The organism is Legionella fallonii LLAP-10, assembly GCF_000953135.1.
In the GTDB taxonomy this organism is placed as follows: Bacteria; Pseudomonadota; Gammaproteobacteria; order Legionellales; family Legionellaceae; genus Legionella; species Legionella fallonii.
In genome coordinates this window covers 2238558-2252918 of record NZ_LN614827.1, presented here as the reverse complement: position 1 = coordinate 2252918, position 14361 = coordinate 2238558, and the positions used below count along the sequence as shown (strand labels likewise).

Here is a 14361-nt window from a genome sequence, read left to right as displayed (position 1 = left end):
AAAGTTAAGATCCTGTTTTTTCTAGTCAATTCTAAGCTAATTAATTGATGAGAATTGGCTGTATAAAAGTAACTTCTCAATAAGTATGGGAAGTTACGTATAAAAAGAATATCTATTTGATTTTCACTTAACATTTTAAAGAGTGAGTTGCCGTGTAAGTATCTCCAAGTTTTATACCATCAAGATATTCATTAAATATGTTATAGTTATTATGGCGTGAGCCAATATTGATTATTGGGAATAAGATGTGTTGAAAAAAAGAGGCTCGCTTTTCAATTTCTTCACTATATATTTGGGCTACAAGTTTCGGGTTATTGTGAAAAGCGCCACAACCCCAAGCACCGAGAATTACATGCGATTGCCCAGCAAGAGTTAAGGTATCTAATTGGGCTGCAATACGTTGCCTCAAATCCATTTTATATTGTTCCTCTGATTCATAGACAGATCTTTGTGTTTTAGAGATTAGCTCTGGAGCAGCTGATCTTAATTCATAAAATGGAAAAATATAGGATGTAGGAAGGAGCATATAACTTAATTCAGGATCTGGAATAGAAGCATTGGTTTCTATATCATTGGATAGGATTATTTCTGGTCCTCTAAAGCATATTCTAGGCTCCATACTAAGAAAAACCCTATATCCTTGAGAATCAACTCCAGGATAGCGTGTTTTTACGAAGGCCAGTTCTTCATTTGTCATTTTGCCTTTTGCTTCTAATAGACTTCTTGCATTGTCATTATATAGAAATGTATTGGTTTCTCGGTCTAAATAAACGTATCTATCCAGTAATGAACGTGCACAGGTACTTCTATGCCACATATTTTCCTCTTGAGCACTTCCCCCTTCTAATGAGGCTCCTCCTGGAAAAAGAGAATTTGCCATATTCAGTACCGTATAAATAGTTCCATATGTCTTTGTTGCCTCATGGGTAGCTACTCCCCAATCTTGATGAATAACTTCAACAACTAAAGGACTCGGGGATTTTTTTTCTACCCAGGTTTTTATATTAATTTCAGAGTTTTTTTGTAACACATTATATTGCGTAGAGTCTGTAATGAGCTCCAATGTCTTGCCCATGCTGTCATGGCGCCATGCATTGCCAGATAAGAGCCCATTTAAAAAACTGGGCTTATGGGCTGCATGGACATCTTTGATTATGGAAAATGAATTCAGTGTGGGTTTAAATAAGTTGAGCTTGGAACGCATAATGTTATAAATCCTATATTTTTTATTGAGTCATACTACTTTTTAGAGCATTTTTTTAGAAGTATTAGTGGTCAAATGTAGTTTCCATCCTGTAAATGTTTTTAGAACATAGAGGAGGCAGTCATTATACCTCCACTAGTTTTACTTATTTTATTCATGTAATAATTGGCGTTCGAAGTTCTAGTCTTTCTGCTAATAATGGATTTTCTTTTAGAATAGCTGTGACGTATTCCACTAGAGCAGTTTGATCACCAATAGCAATATTTCTAGGTACAGAACTTATTCGTTGTGTTTCAGGGAGCTCATAAAGAGCGTTTAATTCATTTAACTCCTCTGAGTCAACTAGAGCTCGGGCATCATTTATGGTAATTAAGCGTTCGTTAGCACCGATCAATTTCATTTGTCGTGCATTTCTATTCATTATTTCAAAATCTGCTTGGTTTTCATAAATCACTACCTCAATGGCATAAACTCTTTTCGTAAAATTGGGATTTTTCCATTCTTTTACGTAGGCAATTTCATTGGAAGACATAAACTTAGATAATATACGCCCTGGTCCGCATACTTCAAAAATACTCATTAGATCGTCAGTAACAACAGGCCTCCAATCATCAGCATGGGAAGCTCCTATGATAGCCGTAATTTCGTTATTATTTTGGGTCATAGTTACAATACTTTGGTAATGATGGGCATCGCCAGTCATACTTTCATGCTGTCTTTGATCGTAGCGTATGAACATTTCTTCATTAAGGCGTAACAGTTTATGAGGAATTGTATATACTTTGGGAAGTCCTGTAACTATTATATGGCCTTTGCATGGAACAATGGATAAGCCTGCAGCATAAGGTTTAACCGTTTCTTTGCAGGGAGAAAAAGAAAGAAAATATTTACTGTCGTTATCCCGAATATACCCGACAATATCGAAGGACGGTAATTTTGAGTTATGCTCAAAATTTTTTCCTAAGCGATCGGTTTCCAATAAATGAACTATTTCATCGTTTCCTTCTGACCCCCTATAGATTAGATCGGGGCCTGATGGAAGTCTGTCTCTTAGGACTTGTACGCGATCAGTAACTTCTCGGGGGGGAAACAGGGGATAACTTAGATCGAATTTATTAAACGAAAATTTTTGTGTAGTTTTAGAGAATCCTTTTACTACCATAGAGTGAAACTGTTTCTTAGACATTAATTGGTCAATTTTGCTTAGCATGTTAAGTCTCCATATACAGGCAAACTATAAATCTTTGTAAATGTTCACATCGTGGTGTCAATTTAAGCTTTTATACATAGCCCGTATTAGCGCAGAGGAATACGGGAGCCCGGGTTACGACATCGCCTAAGCCAGGCTGCAGATCATTAAATTGACGCCTGTGTTCATCAATGTCCATGTATTTCTCGTGAACGATTACAAATCTTTTTTATTAGGTGAATGAGGTTTGTTTCTGCGACATACCCGTTTATTAATTAAAACTGGGTGGGGACCACTACTCTAATTTTCCGTTGAGAGAAGATAAGGCGCTGGGAGGCATTATACATTTTGATCAAATATAAGTCCAATTGTGTTTGGTTATTATTTATAAGGTTAAAGAGCGCGCTTTTTGGTATAATACCATTTCACTAGATCGGGTGAGCTACTTTCTTCTAGATTCTCTGAGCCAAGTGCTTTTTTTCCTTGGGCTTTAAGCATCACATCTTTTAGTTTCCATTGTTCATCCAAGAGGCCGAATGTCCAGTACTCTTCAAAAGGTGTTACCTCTTTATCTTGTGTTAGTACCCTACCATTTTGTCGTTGTATTCTTTGTGCGTGTGCAGCAACTCTGGCAGTAAATTCATTTTTTGTTTTATCGTTGAAGCTTTTGACTAGAACAATATCTATTTTCCGCACACAAAAATTGCGGTATTCAATGCTATTATCTTGTGCTTTCCATGTGCCTATTGTTTGATTAAATTGCTCTGCTATTGAGGGGTATAATTGTGCTTCAATTGCTGGAGTTAGTTCACCAGCCTCTAGCGCCAAGTGAATATTAGTAAATACTAAGCGAACACGGTTTAGCATGGTTTGCTTATCCCAAATTTTATCGCTTTGCACTAAAAAGTTGAGCATACGCTCAACCTTATTTACTTTGACCTCTACATTTTTAGGTAACCAGGGACCTGATGTGCCAAGATTGTCTACTTTATTTTGATAAATTTTTTCTATTTGACCATCGGTAAATAGCTCACAAAAATTCTCTTCCTTCAGATAATCGGATTCACGTGATTGCTCAATTTCTCGTAACTTCCAAGCGGAATCTTGCAGTTGAAATGTCCAAAACTCTTGGAAGGTTTCTGGTCCAAGATCGCCTCGTATGTATTTTCGAGTGCGATCATCTACATAATAATCGCGAGCAGAGGCGCTGATTAAAGCAGTAAATTCCCGCTGGTATTTTTTCTCCGTATAACGCACGTTAACAAAATCAATATTTAAAATTTGTAAGCGGTCAATTCTATTGATTTCGTGGTTACGAATCATGCCTTCTATTTGTTGACTATGCTGATGGAATAGATCAGGCATTAGTAATTGTTCCATTGGAGCATAATTTCTTCTCATCCAAGATTCTTGAAGTAAAAAGAATGTAGAGTGAACGAGCCTTTTGAGCTCATCCGGTTTCATTGTTTCATCTTGACGCGCGATAAAATCCAATAGCTTGACCGTTTGCAATGATTTTTTCTCAATAGTTTTTCGAGAGTAGTTATAATCCAGATTTGTAGTTTGTTCCCATTTGCCCTTGAGCGCGGCCCATAAAAAAATACCTATTATGATATAGAGAATGAAAGAGTCCGAATCATTACCACTAGAGCCGCCTCTGAATCCTATCCCTCCTTTATTATGTACAAGAAAATTATCAGCAATAAAGGTATGAGGTGATGATACAGAGAGATTAAATACAACTTGTTCTGATTCACTATGTAATGACTGAACAATTGCTGGTTGCATTCCTTTTGCTTTGTTGACCAATAGGACATCATGGACTTTTAGTTGGCCCGCGGGTACAAAAGAGCCGTTTTGACGAGCAATAGGGTGCTCTTCTGTCGTATGCAGATTACCTGAATTGGTTTTAACAGATAAAACTTTAGAGCGTGTTACAAAAGTGGATTGGACGCGCGTGGGAAATTTTTGTCCGTTACGATTAATAGATACAACCCAATCACCGGGAGCAAGAAGCTCTATAGCTTTATTACCTGCTGGCGTTTTGATCTTAGTACCCGCAGGGAAGCAGCCACCTCCACCGCCTCCTTTGTTGTGCACAGCCACACCAGCGGCGAAATAAGTATGAGGCTCATCAGTTTGGAGATTAAAAACTGTAGTTACCCCATTAATTTGAGCTATATGGGTAATAACTTCTCGTTTTAGTTTTTTACCATCGAAAGTATAGATTAAATCGCCAGGGTGTAATGACTCAACGGTCTTAAATTCACCATGGCCAATATAAAAGGGATGTTCTCCAGTAACATTAGTAACAGTAGTTTTAGTGCTGACGACATAATAGGAGTTTACTTGATGCTTTAAAACCGCACGTACTTTGGTGGTTACGATAGTACCGTCAACATCATACGCTTGAACCTGGTCACCCGGATGAATTTGATCAATTGCTCGGCTAGAGCCATTAGTCAGTAAAATAGGGGTATTCGGTAAAAAGCATCCTTTATTATGGACAAGCACTTCATTGGCAAGATAAGTAGCCCCTGAATCGACTAATAAATTGAAGGCTGGTTTACGGGATTTAATTGATGTAATAGCAATAATGGGTTCTGTTTTCCATTGATTGCTTTGCCAAATAATGACTTTATCACCAGGGCGAAGATTAGCTGCTCGATGAAATTCACCTTGCTTGGTTGCAAAAAGATGTTCTTTAGTAACATGAATAAGGCCTGTTGCTAATTTTAGTTCCAGATAGTGTCCTGGATTAACCTTACTTGTGGAAACAACCTTGGCTTTTGTGTGCTTCCCCTGGACGTTACCCCACACCCAATCACCAGGATGTAATTGTTCAATTGCGCGCGAACCTTGGGGTGTTGCTATTAAAGTACCTTGCTCAAAGCAACCTCCTCCTCCTCGGCTCCAACCGTTAAAGCTAGCAATAAAAAGAGTCCCAAAAAGGCAGGTAGAAATAAATAACCACTTACAGTAGCTGGAACTCATCCGTGAAGGCCTGCAAGTATCCCTCCTAAAACTGATGCCGCGATAATAATACTGATGCCAATAATAGTAGCGGATACCACTCGACCAAAATATTCTGCTACAGCCTCATTACCACGCAAAATTTCTTTTGCCTCATCAATATCTGGAGTACTTCTATCAATAATTCGAGGTAAAATAGTGGCGACGCTTATCATCAAAATAGTACCAATTAATGCTCCAATAAGAGTAAATGATATAGCCCAGCCGATATTAGTCAAAATTTGTGTAACCATAGAAAAAGCACTCCTTGCATATCATCCTGTAATAGACTTTTTACAAAGCAAAGCCTCACATAAAATGCAAGGTTTCGTCAAGTTAATTAGGTTTATAATTTGTATCGATAATGCGTTCTGTTTTATTGGGATTCGAACTGGTTTATATAATGGGTTGATAGATGAAGAGTACAATTTAAAAGAGTAGGGTAAAATAGAAATACAAATTAAAAATATTATTAATTTTCTTTTTAAGTACATCTTAATGTCTCTCCATAAATGGCCTTGATGTATGCCTCAAAACATACAGTAAAAAAAAATATTGCAGCAAAGTAACTTAGCATTTTAGTTTCTGTGCTTTATATGAATGTATTCATGGAGGTGCTTTTAGCTATACTTTAATTAATAAGAATAATTAAATTAAAAAAGTCGCGCAACAAATTGCCTGACTTTATAGAAAGGTAAAATGAGAAAATAAATTATGTCAGATTATTTACAAATTTCAGATAAAGTAAAGGCATGGACCCAATATGTCGCTTTTGCTGAGAATGCTAAGCAGCAGGTCAGCCATATTGCCTCTTTGCCCATTATATATAAACATGTCGCTATTATGCCTGATGTGCATTTAGGTAAAGGAGCCACTGTTGGCTCTGTGATCCCAACAAAAAATGCGGTGATACCCTCCGCGGTTGGTGTGGATATAGGGTGTGGCATGATGGCGGTTCGTACTCACTTGTTTGCCCATCATTTGCCTGACAATTTAGCCAGTATGAGGGTAGCAATTGAGCGGGCAATTCCTGTTGGGTTTGGCAAGTGGAATGAGGATGCCATTCCCGAATTAGCAGTTGCAAAATGGCAAAAATTATTAATGAAGGACTATCAGATCATTCTTAATCGCCATCCCTCTCTTGGTATGCATAAAAAATCAAAAAAACGCATGATTAATGATGTTAATCATCTTGGGACTTTGGGTGGGGGTAACCACTTTATTGAAATTTGCCTTGATGAATCGCAACAAGTTTGGTTGATGTTGCATAGTGGTTCACGTGGTGTTGGAAATTGCATAGGAACTTATTTTATTGAGTTAGCAAAAAATGATATGGGGACTCTTCTTGGAACTCTTCCTGATCACGACTTAGCCTACTTATCTAAGGGTACAAAGCATTTTGATGATTATTTTTTTGCGGTGAACTGGGCGCAAAAATATGCTCAAAGCAATAGAGACATTATGATGCAAACCTTGATACACACGTTAGCAAAATATCTTAATCGATCTATTGATTCTGATGTATATGCGGTTAATTGTCATCATAACTACGCGGCTCTAGAAACACATTTTGGTGAGCAAGTGTATGTGACACGTAAGGGCGCAGTTTCTGCACGTAAAGACGAATTAGGTATCATTCCAGGTAGCATGGGCGCTAAATCATTTATCGTGCGGGGCCTCGGCAATGAAGAGAGCTTTTGCAGTTGCAGCCATGGTGCTGGGCGGATGATGTCTCGTAATCAAGCAAGAAAATTAATCAGCTTATCCGATCATCAAAATGCAACTAAGGATGTAGAATGTAGAAAAGACAGGAATGTACTGGATGAGAGTCCCAGCGCATATAAAAACATAGATGATGTGATGAAATCCCAGGAAGACTTGGTCGAGGTGTTATTTACATTGAAACAAATTTTGTGTGTAAAAGGCTAATGTTAATTAAGATTCAAACATACCCCGTGAATTAATGTACCTCTTGCATAACCAACATCTTTTGCTTTATTGCTGCGTTGTAAGCGTCTACTTTTCTTTAGGTACGTCCTTTGTAGTTAATGCAGTTAGTACTTCAGATAAAGGTTGTCCAACTGCTGCAGAAGGGGGTTTGAGCATTAATAGAGCGGCCAATGTTGGAGCAATATCTGTCGTCTCTACTGGTCTGGAAATTAATTGCGCTTTAAAACCAGGATTGACAAATAAAAGCGGTACATAGCTGTCGTATTGCCATGGGCTACCATGAGTCACTCTATTATCATTGTCAGTACCATTGGATTGGTAGGGTGGTTGGACTAGATAAACATCTCCCGCTCTATCAGAGTAAGCCATTCTGTCGACCTTAATACTAATCCAGTCTTTCTCAATATTGCTAATAGGAAGTGTATACGCTTTGAATACTCCTGGCTGTTGATTTAGTATTTGCGATACGTATTGACTAACCTCGGTCAAATTAAGTTGGTGAGCATTAATAATCTGATGATCCAAATAGACATACGGCGGCGTAATAGACATCAAGACTTCTTCTGGCAGTTGATAGCGCGTTTTTAATTGGGTACGAATTTGCTGTTCCGCAGTTTTAACATTCATCGGTTGAACTTCAGGGATATGATGAGCATCTAGAAATGAAGGGCTATCGCCAACGCCATGATCTGCAGTAAGAATTATAAGCGTGTTATCAAGACCAACATGTTTCTCTATGGCGGTAAGAAGATGAGCTATGGTTTTATCTAGTTGTAATAGATTATCTTCGGCTTCTAAACTATTAGGCCCAAATTGGTGTCCAATGGCATCAACAGCAGAAAAACTAATTGCTAAATAATCTGTTTTATCAGGCGATAGTCCCAATTGCTCTTGTTTTAACAGCTGCTCGGCAAAATCAGCTGTTAATTGATCGGCCTTGGGTGTTCTTGATAGGTAGATAAAATACTCTTCAGACTTAGGGTTAGTAATATGATGCGGGAAGGTTTTACCAAAATTTTTAAAATCATGTTTAAACGTCGGATTATTTGCATTTTGATATTCTGTAAGAGGCAAACTTAAGTTCCAATGATATTCTTTAGCTTCATAGGATTTATTCCACTGTTGCACCCAGTCAGGATAGGCCGCATAGTAATAATCAGAAGTGATAAAACCACCATTAGCTTTATCAAACCAAAATGCTTTGCCTACATGACCTGCAAGAGTAATGGCTGAGCGATCTTTTAAAGACACGCCAAATGCCTTTCCTTTGTTAGCTAACATGAGTTCATCACTTAATGTAGATGCTTTTAAATTGCGTGGTGAACGGCCTGGAGTGGGCTTCTGTGTGTGCATGGTGGGCAAGACATTAGCTGTTATATCCTCCATGCAATAAACAAATTTTTTGGATTTTCTATCATACCAGTCATTATCAACCACTCCGTGTAATGAGGGGTAACTACCCGTTGCTATGGTGGCATGTCCAGCGCAGGTGGTTGTATTAGCATGGGGATGGTGAGCATTATGGTAATCGAGTCCGTGATTTAATAGATAGTTAAATCCGTTACTGCCAAATTGTTTTTGATGTCGATGAATCAAATCGCCGCGTAATTGATCTACTACAAGTTGTACAATGAGTTTGGGTTGACTGTTGTTTGCAAAACTGAAATAAGGAGTAAGTAATAGCATTAAACTGCAGGTGATTTTTTTCATAATGACTAGCGTTTTTAAGACAAATTGGACATTAAGATAGCGTAAATAGTAAATCAAATGCAATATAAAATACGAGCTAATTCTTTTTCTCTTAAAACTCTTTTCAACCATTTTGCGGTACGCTCTAGATTACAGGGTTTGGAGTGAAAGGACAGGTAAAATGTTATTTTTTTTATTAAATTTTTTTTTAATCAAGAGGTTAAAAATTAATTGCTTAGTCCAAATAAAATATATGGCGAAAATAATTAATTAGTTTAAACTGGTATCTGGTGGATGTCTTTCACCAGTCCTTTTAATGGAGTTTAAGGAGAATAAAAGATGTCATTTACTTTAGTTGCATATGAGACACTTAAAGCAAGAATAAAAGAAAGCATTGTTACATTACTGAGACACCACAAGTTAGATCCTACAACATTGGATGAGTCGCTAAAAAAATTGCCGGAAGAGCGAAGAATACAAGCAACTTTTCTGTTAAAAACTATTGCATATTTAGATCCGATGCATCCACAAACTGACGCAGAGACTACAATAAAGATGCGTACTTTAAACGCGGCTGCTTACTATGTATGGGAAAAAATTGGTGCATCGTACGGTTGGACATCCCCAGAAAACAGTAACCTTTTTGTCTCTCTAACTTCTTCTCTGGAATTGGGAAAGGAGAATAAGCCAAATGATGCTAATTTAGCCGATATGTATAGTGATTTGGAGAAACATCTTCGCAAAGGTACTTATAATAATTCTCGGCCGAGAAGAGGTTACTTAGACGCACAAGCATTCAAGATTGATGGTTACTCAGTAGAAGCTGATATTTTGGATTTACGGGATAAACTGAAGGTATTGGGTGATGGCGAAATTAGAGTAGCGCAAGAGCAAGAAGCAAAGAAACATGCTAAGCCTTCTTCTGGAATTTTAGCAGGCATTTTTGGTGGTGGTAGTAAAACACCAACGAAAGAGGAGCCATCTAAGGCTAGCACTCTTACTAGCACTATTTAAGGGAGCTAATATAGCATCCCTTATTTAAGGGATGCAGTCTATCCATTTACAGGATAACCATACATAGCCCACTCCATGATACCTCCATCCACTGAATAGACTTCTTCGTAACCTATATCAATCAAACATTGAGCAGCATATAAGGATCTGACACCTCCTCGGCAATGAAGATAGATCGGTTGGGACTTATCGGTCACTTTAGATTCAATGTGGGAGGTAATCGTATCTTTAGGAAGATGGTGAGCACCTGGTATACGGATTTCTTGCCATTCGTCCAACTCGCGAACGTCAATTAAACATAAGTCAGCGCTAGTATCCATTTTATTTTTTAATTGATGCACGTCTATAGTTTTTACATTAGGCTTTGTCATAGCGAACTTCTCTCATAGTCGGTCTGGTTAATGTTGAATGATGAAGAATCCAATAGATGGTGGCGGTAAAAACACCTCCAATTAAAGTAGCAAATGCCCAGGTCGGTGCAGAAACCAAAACCGGCTTTTGTCCTAGCCTATATAAATTGCCTGCATCACGGGCTACGGCTCCAGCAAAAATGACGTGTAAAATGCCATTAATTAGCATGACTAAATAAAAAAACGTTTGGATTTGAGTAGCAAATTGTTGGGCTAATTCGTTTAACATGAATCAGACTCCTTGATATTGTCGCGATTGTCGCCATGATAACAGAAAAAGAGAACAAATGACTAAGGCTACAGCCATACTTTGCATTGAGGTCGGGGCTTCGCCGAAAATTAGATAGCCCCAGAATAATCCGGTTAATGCGACTACTCCTCCGGTAAGGCTATAAAAAACTGGGCCAGCCATACGAATTAGAATAAAAAAGAGTAGATACCCTAAACTGGATAAAATAATTTCTAAAATAACGACTTGTTTTACAAGGGTTAATGGTCCTGATAAAGAATAAAAAGCATGTTGACTTAATACTAGTGGAATTAGTAGCAGAGATGCTGCAAGTAACATCCCACTAGCTGCTTGCAGTGAATCAATTTCTTCAGGTTGTTTAGCACCTATGTAAATGGAGCAAAGAGCAAAGGCTAAAGGAGTCAGCATGGCGAGTAAGGTCCAGCCGGAATACAATCCCGAAGTATTGATACCTATAATTAATAATATGCCTGTCATACCTAGTAATAAAGCAAAAAAACGCCAACTATCCAGTTTTTCTTGTTTGGATAATAAAGCTAAAGGATAAACTAATAACGGAACCGTATTGACTAAGACTGCCAATAAACCTGCTGGGATATGACTAGCGATGAAATACATATTGGTGTTGGGAATAGCTATGCCTATGAGCCCACAAATTAGGAAATAGGGCCAGTAAGTAGGATGCAACATAGGCGTTTTCTTAGTGATAAGACAAAAGAATGTTAATAATAAAGCAGGGCCTAAAGACTGCCAAAAAGCATAACCTAAAGGGGATACTCCATTAGTCATGGCAAATTTAGCTAAGGTATAGCCTGATCCCCAGATAAAACCAAGAAAGATAAGGAGTAAGATTGGCTTTATTGTGTTTAATTGACGCATAACGGAGAGCAACTTTGTTGAAATAAAACTATTGATTTTATTATGCCACTATTAAATGAAATGCAAAACAGGCACGGTTCCACTTTCGTCCAGATCTTTTATTTTATCAGGAACATGGGTACCATTAATCCATTCTAAAATTTAAGGGGTAAGCATGAGTGCTACCGAAGTTCCAGTTCCACATTTGACTACAGCCCATTCAGGGCCTTTATTTCACGTGGAAAAAATTATTTTAAGTCAGGTTCCTAAGATTGAATCCTGGTTCAGACTGAAGTGGAAGGAAACCCCTGCTCCTTTAACTTCCTCTGTGGATTTACGTCATGCTGGATTCAAGTTAGCTCCAGTTGATACTAATTTATTTCCAGCGGGTTTTAATAATTTAAATCCAGAGTTTCTTCCTCTATGTATCCAAGCGGCGCAAACAGCGCTCGTAGAATATATCCCTGATTGCACTAAAATTTTAATTCTACCTGAAAGCCATACACGCAATAAATTTTATTTACAAAGCTTGAATGTCTTACGCAACATTTTAATCAAATCGGGTTTTGTTGTGCGTGTTGGTAGTTTAGATCCCGAACTTAAAGAGCCTATGGAAGTGGAGCTTGATCATGGGGATACTTTACTAATGGAACCTTTGCGACGTGAAGGGAATAGGGTAGGGTTGGATAATTTTAATCCCTGTTTTTTATTATTAAATAATGATTTATCTTCTGGTGTTCCTGACATTTTGCAAGAATTACAACAACGCATCAGACCCACTGCAAAATTAGGCTGGGCCACTCGTTTAAAATCAAGTCATTTTCAATTCTTTAATGAAGTAGCCTGTGAGTTTGCCGAATTAGTCGGTTTGGATCCTTGGCTTATCGATCCTTATTTTAGTTCTATAGATGGAGTTGATTTCATGGCTCAGGAGGGAGTTGAACAATTAGCTCAGGAAGTGGATAGAATTTTAGCGCTTGTTAGTGATAAATATGCAACTTATGGCATAACAGAAAAACCGTTTGTTGTGGTCAAAGCAGATAACGGCACTTACGGTATGGGAGTGATGATGGTGCATCATGGTGAGCAGTTGCGTCAGTTAAATAGAAAGCAACGCACTAAGATGTCTGCCAGTAAAGGAAGCCGTAAAGTAGATAGAGTGATTATTCAAGAAGGGGTTTATACCTTTGAAACAATGCAAGATGGCGCGGTAGCAGAGCCAGTTCTTTACATGATAGGTCAGTTTGTTGTTGGTGGTTTCTATAGGGTTCACCAAGGAAGAGGAAAGGATGAAAATCTTAATGCCCCAGGAATGCATTTTGAACCATTGGCCTTTGCGCAAGCCTGTAATATGCCTTGTGATGATTTAGAAGTCGTCGATTGTCCTAATCGTTTTTATGCTTATGGAGTGATTGCTCGTTTGGCTGCTTTGGCAGCAGCAAGAGAAATTGCTGCAATTGGGGGAGAATAATGAAACTCGCAGTGCTTATCGATCCTTTACATCAATTAAAGCCTTATAAAGATACATCGGTTGCCATGATCAAAAGCGCTAAAGCGTTAGGTTGGTCTTGTGTCTATTTTACTCAGCTGGATTTATTTTGCCGCGAAGGTCATCCGCATGCGCGAGTTTACGATATTGATATTGGGGATGAACATAGTGATAATTGGGCGCAATCTAAAGAGCTGGGGGAATATCCATTAAGCGATTTTGACATTATTTTAATGCGCAAAGATCCTCCTTTTGATATGGAGTATATTTATACTACTTACGCTTTAGAACTAGCTGAGCGAGATGGGGTTTTAGTTGCCAATAGGCCTCAGAGTTTACGTGATGCTAATGAAAAATTTTTTACTTTAAATTTTCCTCAATGTTGTCCTACAACATTAGTTTCCAAAGATATTGGACGATTGAAAGAATTTTGGAAAACACATCAAAATGTTATTTTTAAACCTTTAGAAGGCATGGGCGGAAAATCAGTATTTCACGTGGATCAGCAAGGACGAAATTTATCGGTTATTTTGGAAGTTCTGACTCAAGGACAAAAACTTAATATTATGGCCCAACGTTATATTCCTGAGATAACAACCGCAGGAGATAAGCGTATTTTATTGATCAATGGCGAACCCGTACCCTATGCTTTGGCACGAATTCCTGCCAAAGGGGAGTTGCGAGGAAATTTAGCTGCAGGAGCACGAGGAGAGGTGGTTCCAATTACAGATAGAGATAGATGGATCTGTGAGCAAATAGCGCCTACTTTGAAATCCAAAGGCTTGTATTTTGTTGGCCTTGATGTGATTGGCGATTATTTAACCGAGATTAATGTAACCAGCCCCACTTGTTTACGTGAAATTGCTGCCGAAACAGGCTTGGATATCGCTGGGGATTATTTGCGTTGCCTCGCAAATATTCGCTTGTCTTCTTGATGGATCATATGTAGTGGTGGATGCAGCGTGGCGAAATCCGGGAAGCTATGAGCAACGCGAATTCCGCTGTTTTTTAAGTAAGTGCCATTAGTCGCTTGCAACCTGGAACCGAGTTGGAGTCAAATCCTGCGATTAACTAGTTAAATTTATCGCGCAGGCGCTTGTAGGTCGGACAACAAATTGCCCAATGGCACTACCTTAAGTTTTTGTAGCCTGGATGAGCGCAGCGTAATCCGGGATTTCAGTGCACTGAGCTAGGGTATTCCCGTATTATGCTGCACTAATACGGGCTACGATTTTTTCTTCCTTTTATTAAGGTAGCACCATTGGACAACAAATTGCCCGACCAACTTTTTATAGT

Annotated in this window: 12 protein-coding genes; 4 read left to right on the top strand and 8 right to left on the bottom strand. The window is 38.4% G+C overall.

Features of this window, described 5'->3' with window-relative positions:
* Positions 1-127: 127 nt before the first annotated feature.
* The 4 genes from LFA_RS09045 to LFA_RS09030 all read right to left on the bottom strand — a co-directional run bounded on the left by LFA_RS09045 (position 128) and on the right by LFA_RS09030 (position 5659).
* The gene (locus LFA_RS09045; RefSeq protein ID WP_045095910.1) at positions 128-1204 is read right to left on the bottom strand and encodes a TIGR02452 family protein; all 1077 of its coding nucleotides are present in this window, start codon (positions 1202-1204) and stop codon (positions 128-130) included.
* 154 nt (positions 1205-1358) lie between these two features.
* The gene (locus LFA_RS09040) at positions 1359-2414 is read right to left on the bottom strand and encodes a hypothetical protein (RefSeq protein ID WP_045095909.1); all 1056 of its coding nucleotides are present in this window, start codon (positions 2412-2414) and stop codon (positions 1359-1361) included.
* 372 nt (positions 2415-2786) lie between these two features.
* Complete coding sequence (locus LFA_RS09035) at positions 2787-5387, bottom strand: polymorphic toxin-type HINT domain-containing protein (protein ID WP_045095908.1); 2601 nt, start codon at positions 5385-5387, stop codon at positions 2787-2789.
* On the bottom strand, positions 5384-5659 hold the full coding sequence (locus tag LFA_RS09030; protein WP_045095907.1) for a DUF350 domain-containing protein: 276 nt from the start codon (positions 5657-5659) through the stop codon (positions 5384-5386). The genes LFA_RS09035 and LFA_RS09030 overlap by 4 nt, the downstream gene beginning before the upstream one ends.
* 460 nt (positions 5660-6119) lie before the next feature.
* Here LFA_RS09030 and LFA_RS09025 point away from each other — a divergent pair, with 460 nt between their 5' ends.
* Positions 6120-7334, top strand: coding sequence for an RtcB family protein (locus tag LFA_RS09025; protein WP_045095906.1), 1215 nt, complete (start codon positions 6120-6122; stop codon positions 7332-7334).
* Positions 7335-7421: 87 nt separating this feature from the next.
* On the opposite strand, the gene LFA_RS09020 is transcribed toward LFA_RS09025, so the two are convergent.
* Positions 7422-9065: an alkaline phosphatase family protein gene (locus tag LFA_RS09020; RefSeq protein WP_045097515.1), complete on the bottom strand. Its 1644-nt coding sequence runs from the start codon at positions 9063-9065 to the stop codon at positions 7422-7424.
* A gap of 318 nt (positions 9066-9383) precedes the next feature.
* Here LFA_RS09020 and LFA_RS09015 point away from each other — a divergent pair, with 318 nt between their 5' ends.
* Complete coding sequence (locus LFA_RS09015) at positions 9384-10058, top strand: hypothetical protein (RefSeq protein WP_052673914.1); 675 nt, start codon at positions 9384-9386, stop codon at positions 10056-10058.
* Between the two features lie 38 nt (positions 10059-10096).
* Here LFA_RS09015 and LFA_RS09010 read toward each other — a convergent pair whose 3' ends face one another.
* From LFA_RS09010 to LFA_RS09000, 3 genes are read right to left on the bottom strand one after another with little or no spacing between them, the layout of a single operon-like run.
* On the bottom strand, positions 10097-10429 hold the full coding sequence (locus tag LFA_RS09010) for a rhodanese-like domain-containing protein (RefSeq protein ID WP_045095905.1): 333 nt from the start codon (positions 10427-10429) through the stop codon (positions 10097-10099).
* Positions 10416-10697, bottom strand: a complete 282-nt coding sequence (locus tag LFA_RS09005) for a hypothetical protein (RefSeq protein ID WP_045095904.1) — start codon at positions 10695-10697, stop codon at positions 10416-10418. Before LFA_RS09005 ends, LFA_RS09010 begins: the two co-directional genes overlap by 14 nt.
* 3 nt (positions 10698-10700) lie before the next feature.
* On the bottom strand, positions 10701-11597 hold the full coding sequence (locus LFA_RS09000) for a DMT family transporter (protein WP_045095903.1): 897 nt from the start codon (positions 11595-11597) through the stop codon (positions 10701-10703).
* A 154-nt stretch (positions 11598-11751) separates the two neighbouring features.
* Between LFA_RS09000 and gshA the strand changes: the two genes are divergently transcribed.
* Positions 11752-13047: a glutamate--cysteine ligase gene (gene gshA / locus LFA_RS08995; protein ID WP_045095902.1), complete on the top strand. Its 1296-nt coding sequence runs from the start codon at positions 11752-11754 to the stop codon at positions 13045-13047.
* Positions 13047-14000, top strand: coding sequence for a glutathione synthase (gene gshB / locus LFA_RS08990; RefSeq protein WP_045095901.1), 954 nt, complete (start codon positions 13047-13049; stop codon positions 13998-14000). Before gshA ends, gshB begins: the two co-directional genes overlap by 1 nt.
* Positions 14001-14361: the final 361 nt, after the last annotated feature.